Below are 26007 nucleotides of genomic sequence, written 5' to 3'. Positions count from 1 at the left end.
TAACTTTCTGATAGGAATCACCAGACGACTTAAAAATTTGAGGAGTATTTAGTTGAAGACGATGGTGTTTCGGTGTATAATAAAAGAAGTCCATTTGGTCTAGCCCTGCATTCTATTGACTTGCAGTGTGTTCCTCATGGTCTTTTTACTTAAGTAATAATAGGGATGAAGATTATTTTGTACAAAAGGAGATAAAATGGGTTTTATCAGAAAGGAAATAGGGGAAAGAGAGAAGAAGCTTCTCGAGGATTTTTCTATTGAAGAAAAAGAACTGGCTTTGCCATTTTTACTAGAGGATGAGAAGAGAGGAATTTTTCTCTGTGTCAAGCAATTTCGTATCGGGGAAGGGAAATATCAGGTCTTAGCCATGATTCTCGGTGGCCACTTGCTTGAATTTCGCCTAGAAGAAGAGCGGGCCGATAGATATCCAGCTCGCAATGAGGAAGTTCAAAATGTAAAAGGTCTATCAACAGAAACAATCTCCCAGCTTGTGATTCCCAAGGTTTTAAAGGGACGAGAGGACAAGATCGTAACAGTGATTCAACATGCCCTGTCGCAAATTAACCCTTATTATGATACAAAGATAAGGGAAGTAAACCACGTGGAGTACAGATAAAGAGGAGATAGGATATGGGATTATTAGAAAAGTGTCTGGATTTTTTACCGACTAGGCGGGCTGTCAGTGACATAGAAGAAGAGATGACTTGGGAGGAAGAATTTACCCCTAAAAGGGTTTACCATAAAGAAGTCAGTAGTAGCACTCAGAAGGAGACTGAGGGAACAGCGTCTCTTCCCCAAGAAGGAAGTTGGAAGTTCGTGCACGAGATGATTTCTGAAGAAGGGATTGAGCTTTTAAAGAAGGCTGGGATTGATGATGAGCTAGTCTTTGAGACGGGTGATTGGGTCGCAGATCATGATTTGGGGATTTATCTGATCCTTTATCGCTTTGGTGGCAGAACCAACTGGAAGAAGACTTATAAGCTAATCTTGCAAGGACAGGTGATTGAATTTAAGACCAAGACCATTTTTCATCAGCAGGATTTTTCTTATGAAGATGGGGAATTCACTAAGGGAGTGATTGTCAAAAATGTCTCCAATATGCTCCTGCCTTTGGCTTTCGAAGGTCAACAACAGCGCGTGCTCCATATCATTCAAGCAGCTCTGTCAGCAGCTAGCCCGAGCTATGATACGGTCATTTACAGGGCGAACTTTGATTTGGTTTAGGAGGGGAAGATGATATATATTACAAAAGAAGATGTTTTGACTTGGTTGGACAAACATGAGCCAGTGGTCAATCGTCAGAAGGACATTGCGGCTTTTCATAAAGAACTGTCGTTTCGCCTGCAAAGAATGGACTTTCGACCGTCTACCAGTTCCAAAAATCCTCAGAGAGATGTTTGTGAAGACCCTGACCAAGAGCTCACTGTAGCCTTTACTCAGGACGGGGAGGGGAATTATGCGACGATTGACCAGAGTCCAGGAGGTCAGATTCTCAGTGATCAGCGCTTTAAGATGGCTTTGAAAAAAGTCTTGAACTATGATGATGACATGGTTGATCGACTGCTATATGGAACAAAAAATTAGTCCTCTTATTAAGAGAGAGTTATCCACCAGCCTTTAAGAGGCTGGTTTTTTAATTTTTCTGAGATTTAGACTCTTCAAGGATAGCTATTGCAATCGCTTTATGGTAAAATATAGAACAGATGTCCAAAAGATTTGTCTTGAAATAAAGTGACATTTAGCAACCAATCTAGGAGGCAGATATGATTGATCATTTTGAGATAAAGGTCAGGAATCTACAAATTTCAAAAGACTTTTATACAAGTTTTCTTTCTCCTCTAGGCTACAAATTGGCTTTTAGAAGTAGTTCTCTACTCAGTTTTGTTGCTCCCAACAGCCCACATCCTGGTGGAGATTTTTGGTTGGGAGAGGGAGAGCAGTCTCCGATTCACTTTGCTTTTTTGGCAGAAAACCATGAGCAGGTTCAAGCTTGTTATGAGGCTGGTTTAAAGGCAGGGGGAAAAGACAACGGTGCGCCAAATTATCGGGGGAACCTTTCGTCATATTATGCAGCCTTTGTCTTGGATCCAGATGGTAATAATGTCGAGGCAGTCTGTCATAAAGAATAAAAAATAGAAAAGAGAAAAAACGTGTCAAAGAAAATCGTAACAATTATTGATGTGAAAAATTATGTTGGTCAAGAAGTGACCATCGGTGCTTGGGTTGCCAATAAGTCAGGTAAGGGTAAGATTGCTTTCTTGCAGCTGCGTGACGGAACAGCCTTCTTCCAAGGGGTGGCCTTCAAGCCTAACTTCATCGAGAAATTTGGCGAAGAAGAAGGATTGGCGAAGTTTGATACGATTAAAAAGCTTAGCCAAGAAACTTCTGTCTATGTGACAGGGATTGTCAAGGAAGACGAGCGCTCAAAATTTGGCTATGAGCTGGACATCACCGATATCGAAATCATCGGTGAGTCAAATGACTATCCAATCACGCCGAAAGAACATGGAACGGACTTCCTCATGGACAACCGTCATTTGTGGCTGCGTTCTCGTAAGCAAGTAGCTATGATGCAAATCCGCAATGCCATCATCTACGCTACCTATGAATTCTTTGACAAGAATGGCTTTATGAAGTTTGACAGCCCAATCTTGTCAGGAAATGCAGCAGAAGACTCAACTGAGCTCTTTGAAACAGACTACTTCGGAACTCCAGCATACTTGAGTCAGTCAGGTCAGCTTTATCTGGAAGCAGGTGCCATGGCTCTTGGTCGTGTCTTTGACTTCGGTCCTGTATTCCGTGCCGAAAAATCAAAAACCCGTCGTCATTTGACTGAGTTCTGGATGATGGATGCGGAGTATTCATACTTGACGCATGATGAGTCACTCGACTTGCAAGAAGCTTATGTTAAAGCCTTGATCCAAGGTGTTCTTGACCGAGCTCCTCAAGCTTTGGAAACCTTGGAACGTGATGTAGAACTTTTGAAACGCTATATTGCGGAGCCTTTCAAGCGTGTTAGTTATGATGAAGCGATTGATCTTTTGCAAGCCCATGAAAATGATGAGGATGCTGACTATGAGCATCTGGAACATGGAGATGACTTCGGTTCACCGCATGAAACATGGATTTCAAACCACTTCGGTGTACCAACCTTTGTCGTGAACTATCCAGCAGCTATCAAAGCCTTCTACATGAAACCAGTTCCTGGAAATCCAGACCGTGTCCTTTGTGCAGACCTACTGGCACCAGAAGGCTATGGCGAAATCATCGGTGGTTCTATGCGTGAGGAAGACTACGATGCTCTTGTTGCTAAAATGGATGCACTGGGTATGGATACGACAGAATATGAATTCTACCTTGATCTTCGTAAGTATGGAACAGTTCCGCATGGTGGCTTCGGTATCGGTATCGAGCGTATGGTAACCTTTGTAGCAGGAACTAAGCATATCCGTGAAGCCATTCCATTCCCTCGTATGCTGCACCGTATTAAACCGTAAAACGAATCAAACGCCCATGGGGCGTTTTTTCAAAATCGAGCTATGAAATAATCCAAATATAGAATTTTAGAGAAAGAAGAGGTGGAGATCATGTAAACAGCGGATTAACAAGTGATAAAGGATAGAAATTAGAAAACACTTGTTAAAGGAGAAAATATGTTTAAAAGAAGTTATCGAAAAAATATCGGTCTTATGGCCGGAGTAGAATTTTTTGCCTTTCTAGGCATTACTAGTTTTTGGATTTTATTTCTAAGTCAAAATGGCATGTCCCTTTGGCAGATTGGGCTTTTGGAAAGTATCTTTCATGCCACTAGTGTCATCTGTGAAATTCCTTCTGGGATGTTGGCGGATCGCTTTTCCTACAAGACCAATCTGTATCTGAGCCGGATAGCCGGGATTGTGTCTTCTGTTCTCATGTTGGCCGGGCAGGGGAACTTTTGGGTTTATGCACTGGCTATGGTGATTAGTGCTTGGTCCTATAATTTTGATTCGGGGACAAGCGCAGCCATGGTCTATGATTCATCTGTGGAGGCTGGACTCAAGGAACGTTACTTATCCATCTCCAGTTTTATGTCTGGAGTGGCCGAGGCGACCCGGTCCTTGGGAACGGTCTGGGCTGGATTTTTTGTCCATGGACAATTGCATCTGACCTACTATATCATGATTGGCACCTCTATCGTCGTTCTTTTCTTAACCTGGATGCTGAAGGAGCCAAGTGTCAAAGCGGAGAAAGCGGAACGCCTGACTATGAAAAAGATTATCTGGGCTGTCAAAGAGGAGTTGCAGAGAAATCCCAGCCTTTTTATCTGGATGATTCTTTCCCAAATCATCGGAACGCTGATGTGTATGTTTTATTTTTATTATCAAAATCAATTGCCGGACTTAAAAGATTGGCAGATTTCAGTAGTTATGCTAATTGGCAGTGCTTTGAATATCTTAGCGGTCTATCTGGCGAGTGTGATTGGAAAGAGATATTCTGCCCTAAAACTTTTCCCTTCAGTGGTGCTTTTAACTGGAGCAAGCTACCTGCTGTCCTATTTTGGAACTCCGATCATTTATATTTTGATTTATCTAATCAGCAACGCCTTGTATGCTCTTTTCCAGCCGATTTTTGACAATGATTTACAAAAGCAGCTGCCAAGTGAAGTGCGGGCGACCATGCTCAGTGTTTATTCTATGATGTTCAGCCTGAGTATGATTGTCATTTTCCCTGTGACAGGTTGGTTGATTGATTACTTTGGCTTCGATTGGACTTTTATAGCTTTGGGCACCTTTTTATTAGTAGTGACACCATTTTTGCATTTGGGATTAAAGAAAATAAGCCAGAATTTACAAGAAGTCTAAGATTAATGTTCTCTTTCTGATATTCAGAAGGAGAATATTTTTTACCCTTTGAAAATTATGGTAAAATAAATACAGTTTAATGGAGAAGTAGGCAGTATGAAAGATTTATTGAAATATTTCAAGGGCTATATCAGGGAGTCTTTGCTGGGGCCCTTGTTCAAGCTTTTGGAAGCCAGTTTTGAACTGCTGGTTCCGATTTTGATTGCGGGGATTGTGGACGAGACCATTCCTAGACACGACAGCTCCCATCTCTACTGGATGGTTTTTCTTTTGATGGGCTTGGCTGCTCTGGGCGTGGTGGTAGCAGTTGTGGCCCAGTATTATTCGTCAAAGGCGGCAGTGGGCTTTACTCGTCAGATGACAAGTGACCTCTATCAAAAAATCCTGCGTTTGCCCAAGGCTAGTCGGGATGAGTTGACAACTTCTAGCTTGGTGACTCGGCTGACGAGTGACACCTATCAGATTCAGATGGGCATCAATCAATTTCTTCGTCTCTTTCTGCGGGCGCCTATCATCGTTTTTGGCTCTATCATCATGGCCTTTACTATCAGTCCGACCATTACCTTGTGGTTCTTGCTCATGGTGGCAATTTTAACGGCTATTATCGTCTTCATGTCTCGTCTGATGAATCCTCTCTATGCCAAGATTCGCCAGCTGACAGATCAATTGGTCAGTTTGACGCGTGAGCAGCTGCAGGGCATGAGGGTTATACGAGCTTTCGGTCAGAACCAGCGTGAGATTCAAACCTTTCGCAATCGCAACGAGCTCTATAAAACCTGGCAAATCAGGACGGGAGCTCTGGCTAGTCTAATTAGTCCTCTGACCTTTCTCACAGTCAATGGTACTCTGATTGCTGTGATTTGGCAGGGGAATAGCTTTATCGGCAAGGGCTTGCTGACTCAGGGGATGCTAGTGGCCTTGGTTAATTATTTATTGCAAATTTTGGTGGAATTGCTCAAACTGGCGATGCTAGTAAATTCACTCAATCAAAGCTATATCAGTGCAGGTCGTATCAGTCAGGTATTCGAGCAAGCAGAAGAAGATGTTCTGCAGGAATTAGTGCAGGAAACCGCTCTGCCGAATCAAGCCATTAAAGTCAAGCAGGTCAGCTTTTCCTATCCAAATGCAGCTAGTCCAGCCCTGACAGGTCTGACTTTTGATTTGAAAAACGGCCAGACTTTGGGAGTTATTGGCGGGACAGGTTCAGGGAAGTCTACTCTGGTTCAGCTACTGGCCCATCTCTATCCTGTGGCTGCTGGTCAGTTGACCATCTTTTCCCAAGGACGCAGTCCCAAAAATCTGAGCGAATGGAGGTCCTGGATCAGTCTGGTGCCTCAAAAGGCGGAGCTTTTCCAAGGAACTGTTCGCTCCAATCTGACTTTAGGACTGTCAACCAAGCCAACAGATGCAGACTTGTGGCAGGCTTTAGAGATTGCTCAGGCGGCGGACTTTGTCTCTCAGAAGGAAGGTGGCTTGGATGCGATTGTAGAGGCCTTTGGCCGGAATTTTTCTGGCGGCCAGCGTCAGCGTTTAACCATTGCAAGAGCTGTATTGCGGAGGGCACCTTTCTTGGTTTTAGATGATGCGACATCTGCTCTGGACTATTTGACAGAGGCTAGACTCTTGCAGGCTATTAAGAATGAATTGACTGAGACCAGTCTTGTCTTGATCTCTCAGCGGACCAATAGCTTGCGCTCAGCGGATCAAATTTTAGTCCTAGATAAGGGAGAACAGGTGGCCCTTGGTCGCCATGAGGAACTCCTAGTCAGCTCTGCTATTTACCGAGAAATCCATCATTCACAGCATAGTCAAGGAGAGGAGGGAAAGCATGAAGCATAAGACATCATCTAGCAGCTTGAGGCGTTTGACTCGAGACTTGCTGCAGGCGCGCTGGCTCTTTCTCCTAGCTAGTCTGGGGACGGTGGCTCAAGTGGCTCTGACTGTTCTTCTACCAGTTTTAATCGGGAATGCGGTTGATAGTGTTCTTCTCCCTCAATCGGAGCAGCATGTGATGCCGATTTTGGGCCAGATGCTGTTGGTCATCTTAGCCAATACGCTGATTCAGTGGCTCAATCCCTTGCTTTATAATCAGCTGGTTTATCGCTATAGCCAGCAACTCCGACAAGGTGTCATCAAGAAAGTTCATTATCTGCCTTTGGCTTATCTGGATCGGCAGGGAACTGGCGACTTGGTTAGTCGTGTGACGACCGATTTGGAGCAGCTCAGCAATGGCTTACTTATGGTTTTCAATCAATTTTTTGTGGGTTTGCTGACAATTTTAGTGACCATCATTAGTATGGCTCAGTTGGACTTTTTCCTCCTGCTTTTGGTCTTGCTTTTGACGCCCCTTTCTCTTTTCTTAGCTCGCTTTATTGCTAGAAAGAGTTTTAGCTTTTTCCAACGTCAGACGCAGGCGAGAGGAGCGCAGACCCAGCTGATTGAGGAAAGTTTGACTCAAGAAAGTCTGATCCAGGCTTTTAATGCTCAGGAGCAGTTTGATTCAGCTTTTACTCGCAGTAATCAAACCTATGCAGACTATTCTCAGGCGGCTATTTTCTATTCTTCGACGGTTAATCCTTCGACTCGTTTTATCAATGCCCTGATCTATGCTTTGATTGTGGGCTTTGGTGCTGTCCGAATCATTCAGGGAACAGGCTTTACGGTTGGGCAGCTGGTGACTTTCCTCAACTATGTCAACCAGTACACCAAGCCTTTCAATGATATATCGTCAGTCATGTCAGAATTGCAGAGCGCTTTAGCTTGTGCAGAGCGGATTTACAGCGTTTTGGACCAAGAAGAAATAGCTGAGCCCGGTCAGGAAATTCTTCATCCTGAAAATGTCAAAGGACAGATTAGCTTTGAGCATGTGGCTTTTGGCTATGATCCTGGCAAAGAGCTGATTCAGGATTTGAATATAAGGATTCCGGCAGCTAGCAAGGTCGCCATTGTCGGGCCAACTGGTGCTGGCAAGTCTACCTTGATCAATCTCCTTATGCGCTTTTACAATGTAGACAGTGGTCTTATTTCGCTAGACGGTATTCCCATCACGCATTACACTAGATCCTCTTATCGTCAGCAATTCGGTATGGTACTGCAAGAGACTTGGCTTAAGACGGCGACTATTCACGACAACATAGCTTTTGGCCGGCCAGACGCCAGCCGAGAAGAGGTTATTGCAGCTGCCAAGGCGGCCAATGCTCATTTCTTTATCCAGCAGCTGCCTCAGGGGTACGACACCTACCTAGCGGATGCTGGGGACTCTCTTTCTCAAGGTCAGCGGCAGCTCTTGACCATTGCCCGTGTCTTCCTTTCCGTTCCTAAAATCCTAATCTTGGACGAGGCGACTTCCTCCATTGATACCCGGACAGAAGTCTTGATTCAGGAGGCTTTCAGCAAGCTCATGGTGGGTCGTACTAGCTTTATCATCGCCCATCGCCTGTCTACTATTCAAAATGCTGACATCATCCTCGTCATGGTAGATGGTGATATCGTCGAGCATGGGAATCATCAGGAGCTCATGGCGGCCAGAGGTGTTTATTACCAAATGCAGACGGCGCAGGAGTAGAAGGGGAACTTTATTAAAGTTCACAGATTGATGCTAAACAAAACTAAAAGAGTTGGAATTTCCAACTCTTTTTGCTTATAGTTCAACTTCTTCGAACCCTGTCTCCGTCAGTTTATAAATCTTCTGGCAGACTTCTTTGAGAAAGATTCGGTCGTGGGAGACAGCTATGATGGCGCCAGGATAGGTTGCCAACAGATGGCGAACCTGCGGCTGAGAGGTGGGAGAGAAGTTGCGGGTTGGCTCGTCCAGCAGGAGGACATTGGGACGGTCTAGGACTAGTTTGAGCAGGAGTAGCTTGGCTTTTTGACCGCCGGAAAGCTGCCCAATCGGGTGACGGGCCTCGTCGCGCGTGAACTGGAGACTGGCTAGATGCGTCAGGATTTTCTCCTCCTGGGACTTGTCGCCAGAGGGAGCCAGAAAATCCAAAGGGCTGCTCTCATCAGCCAGCAAGTCACCATAATGCTGGGGCATATAACCGACCTGCATATCTGTCCGCTCACGCAGAATCTTCCATATTTCCTTAAGCAGAGTAGACTTGCCTACACCATTAGCACCAATCAGCCCGATTTTTTCCTGGCCGCAGACTTCCAGAGTCAGGTTCTTTGCCAGTTGTCGTTCGTCTGTTTTCAGTTTCATTCCTTCTAATTTGAGGATTCTTTTGGTCAATGGCAGAGCTTCTATGTCTGAGAAGTGAAGGCTGATGACATCTTCCTGTGTCGGGATTTCGGTCATTTCAGCGCCTGCCTTTTCAAATCGTTTGCCCTGCGAGAGAACGTTTTTCATCTTCTTAGCCACCAGTCGACCTGCAGTAGCATCATGGGTGTTTCGTAAAGTATGCTCCACACTCTGCTTAACCCGTCGGTGTTTTTCCATGGTCTTGGCGTGTTCTTCTCGCTCTTTCCGTGCTAGTTGTCCCTGTTTTTCAAAGGCCTCCTGACGCTGATGGCGGTAATTTTCATAGTCCAGACTCTTGACGCTGGTTCTGGCCTCCTGCTTCTTTTTGATTCGCTCCAGATGAACAATCTTGGTCGCAGCTTGAGCGAGGAAGTGCTCGTCGTGAGAGACGAAAAGGACCGTTCTCTGGCTGTGGCTGATAAAGTTTTCCAGCCAAGTCAGAGTTTCGAGATCGAGGTCATTAGAGGGCTCATCAAGAAAGAGAATGTCCCAATCACTGGCTAGTTTCTTGATGAGTTGGACCTTGAGCTTTTCTCCTCCAGATAGGCTGGCGAGCGGTTGCTGACTGGCAAAACGCTGGCTGTCAAAGTTGAGCTCTCCAGCATAGCGATAGAGCTTGGCATAGTCCAGCTCGGTCTCAAAATCAGCAAAGAAATAGTCATTGAGCGTCAGTTGGGCATCCTCTGAAGGCAGCTGCTGGGGCAGGTAGACAGCAGCAGTATAGGACTTATCAATCTGTCCGCTGTAGCTGACATAGTAGCTGACCAGTCGCTCGTCTAGCAAGAGCTTGAGCAGGGTGGACTTGCCATTGCCCTCCTCACCGATAATAGCGACCTTGTCTCCTTGATTGACAGTCAGTGACAAATCTTTGACTAACTCTTTCAGGTCTTTTAGGTGGGTAATGGTTAGATTTCTTATTTGAAGCATAGATGTCTCCTTCGTTTTATAACACAAAATACAGCCCTGCTTTATTTAGCAGAGCTGTTTTTAGTTGCACAAAGCAGACACAGGAGTGTCTAAGTAGGATTATTCGTTCATAGGCTTCCAGCTTACACTGTCATAGGAGCGACAGGATTCATCTAAAGATAAGCAAATAGAAGCTAGAAAGCACAAAAAATGAACATCCCGCGGATATGCAGAAACATGACAAAATCTACTAAATAAAGTTTCCTTTAAAAAATAGACTTAATTTTTCATGTCTCCGTGTACCTCCGAAATAGTTCTGCTTTAAGTCTAACAGAAGAAAGTAAATTCGTCAAGCGCTTTCAAATAAATAAAAATTTTTAAAAGATTTTTGGAGCAAATTTTTATAAACTCTCTAAGAATATTGATTTCAAGGCTTTTAAGCTGATTTTGATATATAATTTTTTAATTATATAAAAATTTGACATATACCAGAAAATTATATATAATCGTCTTGTATATAAAAATTATATATATAAAATGATTATACAAATAGGCCTAAAATTTGTAAAAGATAAGAAGAGCTGGAATGTGATAGATTCCGGTCGTCATTTTAAATTGTATCTAAGGAGTAAGAAACCATGCCAAAAACGTTATTTCTCTGGCTTTTGACAGTCCTAAGCTTAGGGCTAGTAAAAACGCCTCAAGCTAAGACGATGGAGGAATCTTTGAAGTCTAACACGGCGGCCATTGAGATTGCCCAAAAAATTCAGGACCATGTCAAGAAAGATGAAGCGACAAGGGTGGCTGTAGAAGCAGTAGCCTTTGATTAGATATCGTAAATTATTGCATAAGAAAGGAGAAAGCTATGTTAAGAATTTTTATCCGAATGGTATACAGAAGTATCGCCTATGCGATTGTTGAAGCTAAATAGAAAGGAAATATCATGAAAAAATCATTTATTCTAACACTTCTAACGATTATAACTTTAGGACTCTTCCGACCGGTTACAGCCTTGGCTGAGGAGCAGAAGCTGCCGTCTGGTACGGACCGTGACAAAATCGGTCAGAAAATCCAAGACTTTGTCAAGGAACATGAAAAGACAACAGCTGGTATGGCAACAACCGTTTTTGACAAGGACGGGACTATTTACCAAGGTAGTTTTGGCTATATGAACAAGGAAAAAGGCATTAAAGCCGACGACAGTAGTGTATTTGAATGGGGGTCAGTCGGGAAACTAGCTATCTGGGTCTCCGTCATGCAGCTCTGGGAAGAGGGCAAGATTGACCTTGACGAAGACATTCGCACCTATCTGCCAGAGGGATTTATGAAGACTTTGCGCTACGACAAGCCCGTTACTATGACAGACCTCATGAACCATCAGGCCGGCTTTGGCGAGTCTACCCATGCCTACAAGGAAGATAAGGGCTTGTCTATTGAGGAGATTCTGGCAGTTAATCAGCCAGAACAGTCCTACGAGCCAGGCACCATGACAGCCTACTCAAACTTTTCTGCTAGTCTGGCAGCCTACATCGTCGAGCGAATATCTGGTCAGGACTTCTCAGCCTATGTCCATGAACATATCTTCCAACCACTAGGAATGAAAGACACTGCTCTATCAGCCGACTTTAAAGAAAATCCAAAGATTTACCAGAAGCGGATGGAGCAAATCTCTTATCGGGCGGACGGGACATCTATGGGAACTAGCTATTTTCATTTAGGACTTTACCCGGCAGGGAATGCCGTCTCTACTCTGGCTGACTTCCAGAAGTTTGCCCAAGCGCTTTTGAAGAAAGAAAAGCTTTTCAAGCACGCTGAGACTTGGACAACCCTTTACACGGCAACATCGAATTATCCAGGAACGAATATGCCGCTCAATATGCACGGTTTTTGGACACGGGAGTACGGCACGACGCTTGTTGGCCATGGAGGAAACTCAACTGGCTACTCATCTTATATTCTGCTGGACTTGAAAAATGGTATAGGTATGACCATTATGACGAATCAAGATCATGAGTTGGTTTATAACTATGAAATGCCAGCCTTGGTTTTTGGACCTAAGAAAAAGACGGACTCAGCCACCTTTGACAAATTCCAGTCTGGTAATTACCGATCTGCTCGCTACTTTGCCAGTGGTCCTATGTCTATCTCCAGAACCTTGCTTTACACTCAGTTTGTCGAGAAATCTAAGGACAATCCGCTTTTGACCCAGAATTTTTCTGTAGTCAGCGGTAGTGGAGACGAGACTAAGGTAACAGCTTCCTATGGCGATAACTTCAGAGTCAAGGATAGCGAGTTCTTTACAGACTGGGCTCTGCTTATTTCAGCGGCAGTCGGACTTGTTTTCAGTATCATTCTCTTTTTGGCACGGGGCGGACTGGATCTCTTCCGCTTGGTCTTCAAAAAAGGTCAATCTAAAACACCAAAATCTCTTCGTATCTGGACTTACCTAACTTCTTTAGCTGGAGTAGGTGTGGCTATAAACTTCCTCCTCCTCTTTAACACATTTGCTACCAGCGATCTGACCTTTTTAGCTAGCTGGCGCTACATTGTCTTTGCAGGTCTGGGATTGATTCTAGCTGGCTGTGCAGTCTTCCCGCTTCTGACCAAGGCAAGAAAAGGGCTGAGTAAGAGCCGCCTTTTCCTGACTGTCTTGACTAGTCTATCTGCGCTGGCAATCGTGGTTAATATCCTCTACTGGTCCCTCTATCAGTGGTGGGCATTGTGATTATTTTCTTGTTTTTTCTGGGGGAATGGGCTAGCTCATGAGGGAAACCGTTTGATTAATTCTTTTCACAATTCTAAGGTTAGTGATTTTTCAACAGGAGCTGAAGTACAATAGCTGTCTTTTATACAGAGCGCGGCTAAATGAGGCAAAAAATCAAGGACCTTATCAGAGTACAAAAATCAAACCATTTAAAGGAGAAAGTTCTATGACCAATGAAACAAGAAGCAAACCACAACCAAAACTAGTCTGGCCGTTCCTAGCCTGGAACTTCGGCTGGACTTGGGGATTTATGTTGCTAGCTATCATTCTCAAAAATCTCTGGCCGGAAAATCCACCTATACTCTATCTGGCTCTGGAAGGCCTCCTAACGAGTCTCAGTATGTTCGGACCGGTGATAGCAAGCCTAATAGTGCTGAAAATAAAAGGCTTCAAAGCCATCTGTTCCTTTATCTTCTCAAGCAAGAAAGGAACTTGGCTCTATCTTCTACTCTTCAGTGGAGGTCTGGCTGTGACTTTTGCATTAGCTTCCGGAGGCAAGCTAGTAGACGGAGCTCTGCTTTCATTTATTGGATCCTTTATCTACCTTATGACCTTGGCTGGTGGCATGGAAGAGCCTGGATGGCGAGGCTTTCTGCAGCCGGCTTTGGAAAAGAAGTTCTCTATGTTTATCGCCTCCTCGATAACTGGACTAGCTTGGGCTTGCTGGCATATTCCTCTCTGGTTTTATGACCGCTTTTATGATCGGAGTCAGAATCCCTTTCTAGTCTATACCATTGTAACTATAGTCCAGTCCATCTGGTTTGCTGCACTGCATAAGAAGACGAAGTCTGTCCTTGCCTGTATGATTTTCCACGCCCTGCTAGACATTCTGATAGAAACCTTTGTCGGCATCAACCTAGCTGATAAGTTTGATTTTTCTCAGGTCAACTCCCTCTTTTACCTTGGCGGCTTGGGCATTCTGACCCTTTACAGTATTTATCTCTGGTATCGGGCGGATAAGGAAGAGAAAAACGCATGATTAAAAAACAAGAATAGCCTGATTCTAAAATTAAAAGGAGACTGTACAAATTATCTGACCTTAGCTCATATGAATCTTTGAGTTGAACAGAAAGGAAATGCTATGAAAAAATCATTTATTCTGACACTTTTAACGATTATAACTCTAGGAATCTTCCGGCCGACAGGTGCTTTAGCTGACTCGCAGAAGCTCCCTTCTGGCACGGAGCGCAGCCAAATCGGTCAGAAAATCCAAGACTTTGTCAAGGAACATGAAAAGACAACGGCCGGTATGGCAACAGCAGTCTTTGATAAAAACGGAACCATCTACAAGGGAAATTTTGGCTATGTGGATAAGGAAAACAAAGTCAAAGTTGACGATGACAGTGTTTTTGAATGGGCTTCAATCACTAAACTGACGGTCTGGGTATCGGTCATGCAGCTCTGGGAAGAGGGCAAAATCGACCTAGAAGCAGACATCAGAACTTATCTGCCAGAAGGCTTTCTCCGCAATCTTCGCTTTGACAAGCCTATTACCATGCTGGATCTGATGAACCATCAGGCTGGCTTTGATGAAATGCCACTCTACAAAAAGGGAGATAAGAGCGACTTGGAAGAGCAGTTCCGCGATTACCAGCCTATCCAGTCCTTTGAGCCAGGTACGACGACATCATACTCTAACTACAGCACGGCTTTGGCATCCTATATCGTGGAGCGGATTTCTGGGCAGAAGTATGCAGACTATGTCCATGAGCATGTTTTTGAGCCGCTAGGCATGGATCGGACTGCTATCTTGCCTGACTTATCGGACAATGCCTATGTACAGGAAAAGCGCAAGGAGGACAAAGGCTATGATGACCAAGGTAAGCTATTGGGTGATACACCATTTAAGCTCTGGATGTACCCAATCGGAGGGGCTGTGGGAACTCTAGGAGACCTACAGAAATTCGCCCAGGCCTTGCTGGAACGTAAGACGCTCTTTCATCGTCCAGAAACTTGGACCGAGCTTTACTCAACAACCTCTACCCACCCTGGTACGGATATTGTTCGTAATGCTCATGGCTTTTGGGCCAGTCACTACGGTGTTACCTTGCTTGGACACAGTGGTAATGCTGATGGCTTTTCTAGCTATCTTTACTTGGATCTGAAAAATGGCATCGGCCAAGTCATCTTAACCAATCAACTGTATGAACAAGTTTACAATGTTCAAATGCCGGAGCTGATATTTGGCAAGATGCAGACTGTCAGCGAAGCTACTAAAAAGCAGTTCAAGCCCGGCTCTTACCACTATCTGAGAAGTTATAATAACGGTCCACTGTCCTTCATGCTCATGATCCCTGGGGCTATCCAAAAGATCAACAAAGTATCAGATCAGCCGGATCTGCTGAGCACTTTCTGGACCATCGACAGAAGCCAAGGTGCTGACCGCCTCGAATTTGGTGTCCTTAATGCGGAAAGAATTTCTGATTCAGTTCTCTTTAGACATTATTTAGTCGTGTTTCTCGGAGCTCTGGCGCTCGTGTTTGCTTTGGGAAATGTCTTGATTAGTTCTTTGATTGGCAGTTTCCGTCTCATCCTGCGTAAATCAAAAAGTTCGGCTCCTCGCTCTTGGAAGGTCTGGAATTGCCTGACCTCTCTAGGAATGCTGCTGTTTGCTGGCAATCTCATTCTGCTTTTACTGGCTGCAATGAATCAGGATTACTCAATTGTTCAATCTTGGCGCTATATGGTCTTTGCAGGTCTAGGCTTATTCTTAGCAGGATGTGCGGTTTTTCCGCTCTTCAGCAAAGCTCGAAAGCGTCTCGGAAAAGGTCGCCGCTTCCTGACAGTTCTGACTAGTCTATCTGCCCTAGCTATTGTCGCCAATATTCTCTATTGGTCACTTTACCAATGGTGGGTGATGTGATATAAGTTGCTTGCTTTCCTTTGGGAAGGCGGGCTTTGTCTGTGTAATTCTGCAAAGGAGTATCTCATGAAAAAATCAGTTGTTCTCATACTTCTAACTATTTTAACATTGGGTCTTTTTCGCCCAGCCACTGCGCTAGCTGAAGAGCAGAAGTTGCCGTCTGGTACGGAACGAGACAAAATTGGTCAGAAGATTCAAGACTATGTCAAAGAACATGAAAAGACAAGCGCTGGCATGGCAACGGCTGTCTTTGACAAGGACGGTACCATTTATCAAGGAAATTTCGGCTATATGGATAAGGAAAAAGGCATCAAGGCTGATGACGACAGCGTCTTTGAATGGGGTTCCGTGACTAAGCTGACCGTCTGGGTCTCTGTCATGCAGCTCTGGGAGCAAGGTAAGATTAACCTAGAAGAAGATATTCGCACCTATCTGCCAGAGGGCTTTCTTAGAAATCTCCGGTATGACAAGCCTATTACTATGCTGGATTTGATGAACCATCAGTCTGGATTTGACGAAGCTCCTCTCTATATGCAAGGGGGCAAGAGTTTGGAGGAATTGCTGCTTCAATATCAGCCAGCTCAGTCCTTTGAGCCAGGTACAACGACAGCTTATTCCAACTACAGTACTGGATTGGCTGCCTATATTGTGGAGCGAATTTCGAGGCAATCCTTTGTTGATTATGCTCATAAGCATATCTTCCAGCCTCTGGGAATGGAGAGAACAGCCATAGCTCAAGACTTGTCCGACAATGCTTATGTCCAAGCCAAGCGCAAGCAAGTAAAAGGATATGCGGCAGATGGCAGCCTGTTAGGCGATGCTCTTTATGAAGTCGGCCTGTATCCAGTTGGTCGGGCAACAGGAACATTGAGTGATTTTCAAAAATTTGCTCAGGCCCTGCTAAGTCGAAAAACTCTCTTTGCTCGGTCGGAGACTTGGACGACTCTCTATTCAACGACAGCAACCTATCCTGATACAGACATAGTTCGTAATGCTCATGGCTTCTGGGCCAGTAAATTTGGCGTTACAGTGCTAGGGCACGGAGGAAATACAAATGGTTTTTCCAGCTATCTCCTGCTGGATCTGAAGGATGGTATCGGCCAGGTGATCATGACCAATCAAGGCGTGGAAGAAATTTATAATGATGGCATGCCAGAATTGATTTTCGGAAAACGTTCGACAGCCAGTGCTGAGACTCAGAAAAAGTTCGAACCAGGCTATTATCAAATCCTTCGGAATTTTAATCAAGGTCCGCTTTCTTTGTACCAGCTCTTTCCAGGTAATATGCTTCATATGAAGAAGCCGTCCTCGGAGCGAATGGATCATTTGTTTTGGACTATTTATAAAAGTGGAAATGGTAAAACGCGAATCGCTACTCCGGTCAGTGATTTTGAGAGAGTTCCTGACAGGGAAATCTGGACTAAGTTTGGGTTGGTTGCTTTGGCAGCTCTTAGTGTCGTTTACTCTTTGGGAAACCTACTTGTACGACTTGCGCTAGTCCTTTATCGACTGGTCTTTGGCAAAGAAAAAGGAAAGCAAAATCGAACTTGGAAATGGTGGCACATCTTGACAGCTGCAGGAGTAGTGGCCGTGGCTTGCAATTTACTCTTGCTGCTACTTAGCTCAAGTGCAACGGATCTCAGTATCATCGCTCAGTGGCGTTATATGGTCTTTGCAGGTTTGGGATTGTTCTTAGCAGGATGTGCAGTTTTTCCGCTCTTTAGCAAGGCTCGAAAGGATCTCGGAAAAGGCCGCCTCTTCTTGACAGTTCTAACTAGTCTATCTGCACTGGCTATTGTTGCCAATATTCTCTACTGGTCGCTTTACCAGTGGTGGGTGGTGTAGTTTAAAAATTTTGAAACAAGAAAAGAGCCGGCTTATAGCTGGCTCTTCGTTTGGTTTTATACATTCAGTACCTTGTCCAAGAAGTCCTTGAGACGTGGGTGCTGCGGATTGTCAAAGATTTGGTCAGGCTTGCCATCTTCTAGGAATTCACCATCAGCGGTAAAGATAACGCGGTTAGCTACTTGACGGGCAAAGCCCATCTCATGGGTCACAATCAGCATGGTCATACCTTGCTGGGCCAGATCCTTCATAACGTTTAGAACGTCGCCGACCATTTCAGGGTCAAGGGCAGAAGTAGGCTCGTCAAAGAGCATGATGTCTGGATTCATGGCCAGACCTCGAGCAATTGCCACCCGCTGCTTTTGACCGCCGGACAGGCTGTCTGGACTAGCATCTGCCTTATCAGCTAAGCCGACCTTTTCCAAGAGTTCCATACCCAGCTTATTTGCTTCGTCTTGGGTCAAGCGCTTGTGCTCAACAGGAGCAAAGGTGATATTTTCCAGAACGGTCATGTGCGGGAAGAGGTTGAAGTGCTGGAAGACCATACCGATATTTTCACGGACCAGATCCACGTCAGTCTTCTTGTCCGTCAGATCAAAGCCGTCAACCGTGATGGTTCCACTGGTCACTTCCTCTAGCAGATTGAGACTGCGTAGGAAGGTTGACTTACCAGATCCAGAAGGGCCGATGATGCAGACTACATCGCCCTCGTAGAATTTAGCAGTAATCCCCTTTAGGACTTCGTTTTCCCCGTAATATTTATGAAGATCGTTCACATCGATTTTTAATTTTGCCATTACTTAATCCTCTTTTCTAAGCGTTTTGCCAAGCGGGTCAAGAGCGTGATAATGATGAGATAGAGCACGGCTAGGATAGCATACATCCGGAAACTCTGATAGTTACGGGCGATGATGTCTTTACCTGTTTTGAAGAGCTCGGCCAGTCCAATAGCTGAGACAATCGTTGTATCCTTGAGTGCGATGACAAACTGATTGACAAAGTTTGGCAACATAATCTTGGTTGCCTGTGGCAGGATAATTTTGCGCATGGTCTTGGAGTAGGAAATCCCTAAGCTGCGGCTAGCTTCCATCTGTCCAACTGGTACGGCCTGGATACCTCCACGGACAATTTCAGCGATATAGGCGCCGGCATTGAGAGAGAGAGCAATGGTTCCTGCAACGAAAGCGTTGATTGGACTTTGTTGTCCAGTCATGGATTCGATTAGGTTAGGAATCCCCCAAAAGATAAAGGCTGCCACAATCATCAGCGGAATACCGCGAATGACATCAACAAAGATTTCTGCAATCCAGCGCAGCGGTTTATAAGGGCTGACGCTGAACATACCAAAGATAATCCCAATGACCATAGCAATCGCAAATGAAATCAGGGCCAAGGCAATCGTCACCCCCAGACCTTTAAGAAGTTCTTGGTAGTTGTTTTGCAGCAAGCCCCAAATAGTTGACTCATCTACTGTGGATTCCTTTTCCTCGCTAGCCAGATACTTGTCTAAAATCTCTTGGTACTTGCCGCTTTCTTTTAGATTAGCAAGTCCATTGTTAAACATCTCAATCAGCTCAGGATTGCTGCCTTTTTTGACTGCGAAAGCGACTTGGCCGCTTGGGGTGCCTTCGATAGGTGTTTTAAGTTTCTTACCTTGTTTGATAGCGTATTTGACAACGGGCTCATCATCCATCACAGCTGCGACAGAGCCAGTATTGAGACTGTCATACATGGAAGCTGCGTCTGAGAAAGTCTTGATAGAGTAGCCGTACTTGCTCTTGTTTTCCTCAAGGAAAGTCTGAGAAGCGGTACCGGTTTTGACACCGACTGTCTTGCCCTTGAGTTCCTCGTAGGACTTGATATTGCTGCTGTCCTTGACTGCCAAGATAGAGTTGGCTGTATAGTAAGGGTCAGAATAGTCAAAAGTTTTCTTACGGGCATCTGTGACAGACATGCCGGCGATAATTCCGTCAGCCTGACCGGTCTGAACGCTATTGATAGCTGCATCAAAGCCAGGGTTGGTTACTTCCACAGTAAAGCCTTGGTCTTTGGCAATAGCCTTAATCAGCTCCATGTCAATCCCAGTGTATTGGTTGCTGTCATCTTGGAAGACAAAAGGAGCAAAAGATGAGTCGCTGGCAATGATGTATTTGTCTTTTGTCGGAGTAGCTTTTTGACCGGAAGGAGTAGAAGTCTCTGGAACAGCGGAGTCAGAGCTGCCTTTAGAAGCCGTCCATTTATTGATGATTTCATCCAGACTGCCGTCTTCCTTCATCTGCGCCAAAGCCTCGTTAAACTCTGTAACTAAGTGCTCGTGCTTGCTGCCTTTTTTGACACCAAAAGCAAAGCTTCCAACAGCCTCACCCTTCATAGAAATTTTCAGGTTTTGGCCTTGATTGATGGCGTACTCAATGACCGGCTGATCATCCATCACTGCATCGACATCACCAGCAGAAAGGCTATTATACATCAAGTCACCTGTGTCAAAGGTTTTGAGAGTGTAGCCGTATTTGTCCTTGTTCTTCTCAAGAAAACGTTGGGCAGCTGTTCCGGTTTTGACACCGACTTTCTTTCCTTTCAGCTGTTCATATTTGCTGATGGTGTTTGCCTTGGTCGTCGCGATAACGACCTTAGTGTCGTAGTAAGTATCAGACATGGTAAAGACTTTTTCACGCTCGCTTGTCTTGGTCATACCAGCCATGATGGCATCCGCCTGGCCAGCTTGGACGGCATTGACAGCTGCATCGAAGCCTGGGAAGCTCATGTCAATGTCCCAGCCCTTGATTTCTGCGACCTTGTTGATGATATCAACGTCAATCCCCTTGTAAGTCTGATCAGAATCTTTAAATTCAAATGGTGCGTAAGCAGTATCGGATACGATTTTGACCGTATCTGCCTGGGCTGTCGCCCCTAACGCAAAAAATGGAAATAATGTTAGCAAGATTGCTAAGAATTTTTTCTTCATTTTCTTCCTCCTTTTTAGCATTCTAGCATTATAGCAAAAAATCACTGATTAGGCAAATTTCTCCTATTTTTATGTTAGGTTTTCTGACATATGAACTCTGTGTTTTTTGTAAGAAGAACCGTAACTTTTCTTTGTTCTTAATGTAAAGTCTGCTATACTGGAAATGAATGAAAGCAAGGATAGAATGAGGTTCTTATGAAAAAATCACGTATCTTGGACGGAGTCAATCAAGCTCGCTTTTGTCCCTTCTTATATTTTGTCTCTTTTACTGGCAGTTGTTTTCGTGCAAGGGGGTCAGCAGTTGGCCTATCTTGCTTTGGAGCCAATTTCGGCTGTCCTAAGTCTTATGCTAGGTTTCTTAGGTCAAGGTGGATTCTTTGAAATCTTTTTCAATTTTGCCCTACCTTTTCTCTTGTTCGGCTTTGTATTTATGATACTGGCTCTCTTTCTCTGGGTGCACTGGGTTGAAGGACGACCGCTCGCGACTCTAGGCATTGTTAAAAAAGGAAGCTTAGTGGAATTGGTCAAAGGATTGGCAGTAGGTTCTCTCCTCTTTAGTCTAGTCGCTCTGCTTATGCTGTTGAGCGGAGCTGGCTCTTTCGAATGGGGACAGCTGACGATGGGGCCTTTCCTCTATATCTTGATTTTGCTTCCGCTTTGGATGATTCAGGGCGGGGCAGAAGAGCTAGTGACACGGGCTTGGCTGCTGCCAGTTGCTGTCAAAAAGACCAATCTGCCCATCGGTTTGCTGACTTCAAGCCTGCTCTTTGCCCTCTTGCACCTAGGCAATCCAGATATTGGTATTCTTCCCATTCTTAACATTGCCTTATTTGCCCTCTTTGCAAGTCTTTATCTGCTTCGGACGGACAATGTCTGGGGGATTATAGGACTTCATGCTGCTTGGAACTTTACCCAAGGAAATATCTATGGTTTCAGCGTTAGTGGTACTGGCGTTGACGCGGCAGTACTGAACTTTATACCTAAGTCAGAATGGAGCTGGCTGACTGGTGGAGCTTTCGGCGCTGAAGCCTCTGTTTTCAGCTCGTTCAATCTCTTGTTAACCGTGCTTTACTTGCTTTTCAGGATGAAAAAAGACGGAAGTTTGACAGAATTAGTGGGAAAGATGCAGAAACAGTGTTAAAATAAAGAGCAGTTTTATTTTGCCTAATAATATGCTAGAATTGGGTTATAAAAGTGAATTTGAGGGAAGAGTCAATGAAAGAAATTAAAAGCGATATTTTGATCGTTCAACAATTAGCGTCAGCTATGAAGACTGGAGGAGATGCCCTAGCTAGTGTTTCAAATGCTTCCAAGGATGAAAAGACTAAACTTTTGGGAAATGATTCTGCGCATCATGCAATAGATCTTTCTCAAAGTAAAGCCAAGGATATTTCGTTGGCCATTCAATCAGCTTGCACTAATATCAAAAGTGTGGCTGAGCAATTTCAAGCAGTTGATGAGGATAGTGTTGGAAGGTTTCGTTTAATTGAAGGACAGAATCGTGAATAAAGAGAAGAAACTTGATGAACTGAGAGAAAAGGAAGCGGGCTTGTTTTTGCAGGAGGAAAGACTGCTGAGGGAAAAAAGATTGTTGGAGAACCAAAAAGAAAATTTCGATTGGTATCGTTCAGAAGCACAAATTCAACTTTGGGATTCATTCGAATCTTATCCCTCTTCCAGAATTTTTTTTGAACAGTTATATTCAGAAGCGTTTCATGAATCGAATATTGTTTCTGAGAGTTTTTTAGATGATTTGGATGAGATTAACCTTCAAAAGCGTAAGCTAGAAGATGATTTGAATGACATTTATCATGAACGTATCAGAATCAATCAAACGGAGGATAAAGTAGATGGGAATTGAAGTTTATTGCGGAAGTTTAGATTCGCAAGTTGAGAGTACTACAGCTATGACTAAAAGCCAGTTGGATAGCTATAAAGAATTAGGGAATTCTCTCGAACAAGTGGAAAATTCGGTCTCGGACTTATCTGGTAAAGCTTATGATTCCTTTAGAGCTTTTATTACCAGTGTCATTATTCCATTAAAAGAAACTGGAGTAGCATTGGCTGAGGCCACTCAGGAAGATGTTAAGTCTCTTCCAAAGGAGTATCGTGCACAAGTTGCAGATGAGGATTTACAAGAGGATAAGCTAATAGAGGATATTCAGCATTATGACCAGCTTATTGTAGCAAATCAAGCTTCAATAGATACCATTGCAGCGAGCAAGTCAACTAGTTCGGGAAGTTTTCAGCGTTTACAGGGACTGCAGAAACTTGGAGATACCTATTCCGCAGCTCGAGATAAACTTCAAGAAAAATTGGATAAACTCAGAGCTTTTAATGCTAGTTCTCCTGAAATATTTGGAGATATTGACGCTTTGGCGCAAGCAATTGATACTGGTGTGGGGCAGCTAGCCAGCTCTTGGGATGCTAATACAGGGACCTATAGTATTCCTGCAGATTTATCGTGGACGACAGTAGCGGGAGAACTAAAAGCAAATCGTGATTTTGCTAAGAAATATCAGATTGAGCGACCACAAAATCTTTCATGGAAGGAATACAATTCTTATATCACGGGACTGCGCCAACAGGCTGAAGAGTTGAAGAAAGTTGATGGTTGGGATGATGCGGCTGTAAAGAATTATATCAATCAGGTTAAATCAAGCACAGCAAAACTTCAGACAGGCCAAGAGTTCTACAGTAAACGTGACGAACTATATGCTCAAACAAAGGAAGTAGGATCTGACGTCTATACAGGCATGTATGCAGCAAGTAAGATGAGTTCCAGAGAAAAATTAGAACTAGTTCTCAAACATTTAGGAGCTGAAGTGGATGAACATAATTTCATGCATTTAACCAGTGCTACTCATAAATTTTCTGATAAAATGTCACCTCATGGAGATTTTTTAATGTATTTTAGAAAAGATGTAATTTTGACTTTTAAGGACAAATCTCTTAAGGAAGATAAATCTGGCTTAGGTCAACAAATTCACCTGTTTCGCTATTATCTTGATCGTCAAGCAATTTATTATATTCGAAATAACTATGAGGGAGCTAGTGATTATGAAAAGCTTTTGGCGTACGGTGAAGAGCAAGGGCTTGCCTTTGATTATACTACGGGAGCTAACTATCATAATCGTTATGATAAAGATACAGATGTTTTCAGACGTCCTTACAATATGAAAGTTCAAGTTCCTCAAGAAAGCACTGTTAATCCCAAAAAAGGTTTCAATAATGCTCGAATGGTTGAATTTATTGTGAATCTCGAAACAGGAGAATTTGAGACACAGTGGGATGCCTATGATCAGCATAAGCTACCTAATGGTAGATATGATTCCAATCCAGAACATTATACTCATGATGAATTGCATGAAATTGCTAATACAGAGTCTTTTAACTACGGTCCGTCAAAAGGGAATAATGACGCAGTCACTGGAATTTATGCTGACCAACATAATAGATTGGATGTTACACAGCCAGCAGACTCTGAACTCAGGCAAAAAGCTAAGAGTATCTTCAAATCTGAAGAAGATTTGGGCAAAAAGGGCGGTCAGTATGCAGATATTGTAAAAGGAGGAGGGCATAAAGATTATGAAGCTTGGCAAGAAAGAACAAAGGGTATGTCCGAAGATGAAAAAGTGGCAGAGTATAATAAATATAAAGAGTATGCGAATAAGCTTGGTGCTACTCCTGGTTATAGCGATTATTCTAATAGTAAGGACTATGGTTGGGACCACTAATAACGCTCTGGAAATTCTTGAGCAGAAACGCTTTGTGTTAGTTCAAAATCCCGAGTCTATAAAAAGTAGAGGCAATCATTATGGCAAAGGTTTTGATCTATATGATAAAAAATTTTTTAATCCTAATCAGGCTGCTATAAAAGATAATTCTATTTATGGAGGAGCTAATAACAGTAATGCAACAGAATTTTTTATAAGAATGAAAAACTTTGAGTTTTCTTCTGCACTCTTAAATTCGAATTTTACAACTGATGAAATAAAAAAATCAAACTATCAAATTACTCGCTCACCTGAATCGCTAGTGAATAAATCTTTATTAAAAGAAAAATATCCACCCGAATTTGAGTTACAATACATCTACAGGGAAGAAGATCAGTTTTCAAAGGTGCGCATCACATACAACAAAGATTTTCTGCCAACCAAGATAGAATGGTATTATAAAGGCGAGGAAGGGCTTAAATGGTACACTTGGCGGACTTATTCTTATCCCTTCAAGAACAAGGAAGAATTTGATAAACGGTTAGACGAAGAAATGGCAAACATTGAAGAGATTAGTAGAGAAAACGAAGGGGACTGATAGATTTTTCTAATTTATTATTTAGTAATATAGCGTCAATGGTTTAGGAACTGAGAAGGGCTAGAGTATTGAAGTTGATAAGACAACTAAAATAGTTCAGACCATCCTCTTTTGCTCATCCTAAAATAATATGCTATAATAAATTAAAATGAGGAAAGGAATAATTATATGTTTAAATCTCGTATGTTGGATGATATCAAGCAATCGCGTTATATTCCGCCGATTTGGTTGGCTATCTTGATTGCTATTGGTTTTGTTTATGTAGGTCGTTTTGCTGGAATGTTCGGAATGTTTCCGATTGGGCTTGTTATTGGTATTTTGTTCCGTGCGACAAACCCTACTGGCGGACAAGCAGCACTTATGGAATTTTTCCGTCACTATAGTCTATTTTTTGAACTATTTACTTTCTTTTTTATCGCTCTTGTTGTCTTCCTCTGGGTTCGATATCGTGAGAAGCGTCCTTTTTCTAGTCTGGGATTCTATAAAGAAGACTGGTTCAAAAAATCTCCTCAAAGGCTTCCTTATTGGAGCCGTTCAGTTTTCACTGGTTGTTGTCTTGCTCTTGGTGACGAGGACAGGCAGTCTGAAATTAGGTCAGCTTAACTTGCAGTCTTTTATTTTCGTCCTAGCTATCATTCCTTTCTGGATTCTACAAGGCGGAACAGAAGAACTAGTGACGCGTGGTTGGCTCTTTCCAGCAGTTAGTGCTAAGTCAAATATCTTCATTGGTATCTTGATTTCTAGTGCTCTATTCGGGGCACTGCACCTCTTTAACCCTGGTGTGACCGTTCTTTCTATTATCAATATCATACTAGACGGTATCTTTGCTTGTTTCCTTATGCTCAAGTATGACAATATGTGGGTACTGGCTGGTATGCACGGCGCTTGGAATTTTGTGCAAGGAAATATCTATGGTATTCAGGTCAGTGGCCAAGGAGCATCTACCTCTATCTTGAACTATAGCTCGCAATCTTCTGTGGATTTGCTGTCTGGTGGAGCCTTTGGTGCTGAAGGATCTATTTTTGCCACTATCGTCCTGATTGGCTGCATTGCCTATCTTTACTGGTCATTAAAGAAAGAAAATCGCCTGCCTCAGGAGCTGATTTTTAAGAAATAACCATTTCGCCCAGTTGAGCTGGGCATTTTTTATGTCTTTTAAAGAGATGTGTGACAAGGGACAGACGATGGTAGAAGCGTGGCCATTCTACCTACACCCAAATCCAGAGAAAATAGGGCAAATATGGTAAAATGATAGAAGCACAATTTGAG

General features: G+C 43.5%; 20 protein-coding genes and 2 pseudogenes. 19 read left to right on the top strand and 3 right to left on the bottom strand.

Annotation, left to right across the window (positions count from 1 at the left end; translation table 11 throughout):
- The first annotated feature begins 196 nt into the window (after nt 1-196).
- From RSK81_RS07345 to RSK81_RS07310, 8 genes are all read left to right on the top strand, one after another.
- Nucleotides 197-616, top strand: coding sequence for a hypothetical protein (locus RSK81_RS07345; RefSeq protein ID WP_101771437.1), 420 nt, complete (start codon nt 197-199; stop codon nt 614-616).
- A gap of 14 nt (nt 617-630) precedes the next feature.
- A complete protein-coding gene (locus tag RSK81_RS07340; RefSeq protein WP_101771436.1) occupies nt 631-1224 on the top strand; it encodes a hypothetical protein in 594 nt (197 codons plus the stop codon).
- 9 nt (nt 1225-1233) lie between these two features.
- Complete coding sequence (locus RSK81_RS07335) at nt 1234-1584, top strand: hypothetical protein (RefSeq protein WP_101771435.1); 351 nt, start codon at nt 1234-1236, stop codon at nt 1582-1584.
- A gap of 179 nt (nt 1585-1763) precedes the next feature.
- Nucleotides 1764-2129, top strand: a complete 366-nt coding sequence (locus tag RSK81_RS07330; protein WP_002906354.1) for a VOC family protein — start codon at nt 1764-1766, stop codon at nt 2127-2129.
- A gap of 21 nt (nt 2130-2150) precedes the next feature.
- Complete coding sequence (gene asnS, locus RSK81_RS07325) at nt 2151-3497, top strand: asparagine--tRNA ligase (protein ID WP_315686356.1); 1347 nt, start codon at nt 2151-2153, stop codon at nt 3495-3497.
- Between the two features lie 156 nt (nt 3498-3653).
- Nucleotides 3654-4841, top strand: coding sequence for an MFS transporter (locus tag RSK81_RS07320; RefSeq protein WP_268683113.1), 1188 nt, complete (start codon nt 3654-3656; stop codon nt 4839-4841).
- Nucleotides 4842-4937: 96 nt separating this feature from the next.
- A complete protein-coding gene (locus RSK81_RS07315) occupies nt 4938-6680 on the top strand; it encodes an ABC transporter ATP-binding protein (protein WP_049547416.1) in 1743 nt (580 codons plus the stop codon).
- Nucleotides 6670-8406, top strand: a complete 1737-nt coding sequence (locus RSK81_RS07310; protein WP_049547417.1) for an ABC transporter ATP-binding protein — start codon at nt 6670-6672, stop codon at nt 8404-8406. Before RSK81_RS07315 ends, RSK81_RS07310 begins: the two co-directional genes overlap by 11 nt.
- A gap of 75 nt (nt 8407-8481) precedes the next feature.
- On the opposite strand, the gene RSK81_RS07305 is transcribed toward RSK81_RS07310, so the two are convergent.
- Nucleotides 8482-10008, bottom strand: a complete 1527-nt coding sequence (locus tag RSK81_RS07305; RefSeq protein WP_315686345.1) for an ATP-binding cassette domain-containing protein — start codon at nt 10006-10008, stop codon at nt 8482-8484.
- Between the two features lie 617 nt (nt 10009-10625).
- Between RSK81_RS07305 and RSK81_RS07300 the strand changes: the two genes are divergently transcribed.
- The 5 genes from RSK81_RS07300 (at nt 10626) to RSK81_RS07280 (ending at nt 17459) form a co-directional block, all read left to right on the top strand.
- Entirely contained in the window at nt 10626-10817 is a 192-nt protein-coding gene (locus RSK81_RS07300) for a hypothetical protein (protein WP_002904688.1), read from the top strand.
- A 113-nt stretch (nt 10818-10930) separates the two neighbouring features.
- Nucleotides 10931-12712: a serine hydrolase domain-containing protein gene (locus RSK81_RS07295; RefSeq protein WP_315686342.1), complete on the top strand. Its 1782-nt coding sequence runs from the start codon at nt 10931-10933 to the stop codon at nt 12710-12712.
- 205 nt (nt 12713-12917) lie between these two features.
- Nucleotides 12918-13730, top strand: a complete 813-nt coding sequence (locus RSK81_RS07290; RefSeq protein WP_315686340.1) for a CPBP family intramembrane glutamic endopeptidase — start codon at nt 12918-12920, stop codon at nt 13728-13730.
- A gap of 102 nt (nt 13731-13832) precedes the next feature.
- On the top strand, nt 13833-15614 hold the full coding sequence (locus RSK81_RS07285) for a serine hydrolase domain-containing protein (protein ID WP_315686338.1): 1782 nt from the start codon (nt 13833-13835) through the stop codon (nt 15612-15614).
- A 66-nt stretch (nt 15615-15680) separates the two neighbouring features.
- A complete protein-coding gene (locus RSK81_RS07280; RefSeq protein ID WP_315686335.1) occupies nt 15681-17459 on the top strand; it encodes a serine hydrolase domain-containing protein in 1779 nt (592 codons plus the stop codon).
- A gap of 56 nt (nt 17460-17515) precedes the next feature.
- On the opposite strand, the gene RSK81_RS07275 is transcribed toward RSK81_RS07280, so the two are convergent.
- Both RSK81_RS07275 and RSK81_RS07270 read right to left on the bottom strand, forming a co-directional pair.
- A complete protein-coding gene (locus RSK81_RS07275; RefSeq protein ID WP_002895249.1) occupies nt 17516-18256 on the bottom strand; it encodes an amino acid ABC transporter ATP-binding protein in 741 nt (246 codons plus the stop codon).
- Nucleotides 18256-20424: an ABC transporter substrate-binding protein/permease gene (locus tag RSK81_RS07270; protein ID WP_315686331.1), complete on the bottom strand. Its 2169-nt coding sequence runs from the start codon at nt 20422-20424 to the stop codon at nt 18256-18258. Before RSK81_RS07270 ends, RSK81_RS07275 begins: the two co-directional genes overlap by 1 nt.
- Before the next feature lie 195 nt (nt 20425-20619).
- Between RSK81_RS07270 and RSK81_RS07265 the strand changes: the two are divergent.
- From RSK81_RS07265 to RSK81_RS07240, 6 genes and pseudogenes are all read left to right on the top strand, one after another.
- Nucleotides 20620-21565, top strand: a pseudogene (locus RSK81_RS07265) (CPBP family intramembrane glutamic endopeptidase).
- Between the two features lie 74 nt (nt 21566-21639).
- Nucleotides 21640-21933, top strand: coding sequence for a TIGR04197 family type VII secretion effector (locus tag RSK81_RS07260; RefSeq protein WP_002920946.1), 294 nt, complete (start codon nt 21640-21642; stop codon nt 21931-21933).
- The gene (locus tag RSK81_RS07255) at nt 21926-22285 is read left to right on the top strand and encodes a hypothetical protein (RefSeq protein ID WP_002924339.1); all 360 of its coding nucleotides are present in this window, start codon (nt 21926-21928) and stop codon (nt 22283-22285) included. Before RSK81_RS07260 ends, RSK81_RS07255 begins: the two co-directional genes overlap by 8 nt.
- Nucleotides 22275-24161, top strand: a complete 1887-nt coding sequence (locus RSK81_RS07250; RefSeq protein WP_002924340.1) for a DUF3114 domain-containing protein — start codon at nt 22275-22277, stop codon at nt 24159-24161. Before RSK81_RS07255 ends, RSK81_RS07250 begins: the two co-directional genes overlap by 11 nt.
- A complete protein-coding gene (locus RSK81_RS07245) occupies nt 24145-24738 on the top strand; it encodes a hypothetical protein (protein ID WP_002924341.1) in 594 nt (197 codons plus the stop codon). Before RSK81_RS07250 ends, RSK81_RS07245 begins: the two co-directional genes overlap by 17 nt.
- Nucleotides 24739-24906: 168 nt before the next feature.
- Nucleotides 24907-25855: pseudogene (locus RSK81_RS07240) on the top strand (CPBP family intramembrane glutamic endopeptidase).
- Nucleotides 25856-26007: the final 152 nt, after the last annotated feature.

It is taken from the genome of Streptococcus sp. DTU_2020_1000888_1_SI_GRL_NUU_041A (assembly GCF_032387735.1).
Classification (GTDB): Bacteria; Bacillota; Bacilli; order Lactobacillales; family Streptococcaceae; genus Streptococcus; species Streptococcus sanguinis.
This window is presented reverse-complemented; position numbering and strand designations above follow the sequence as displayed.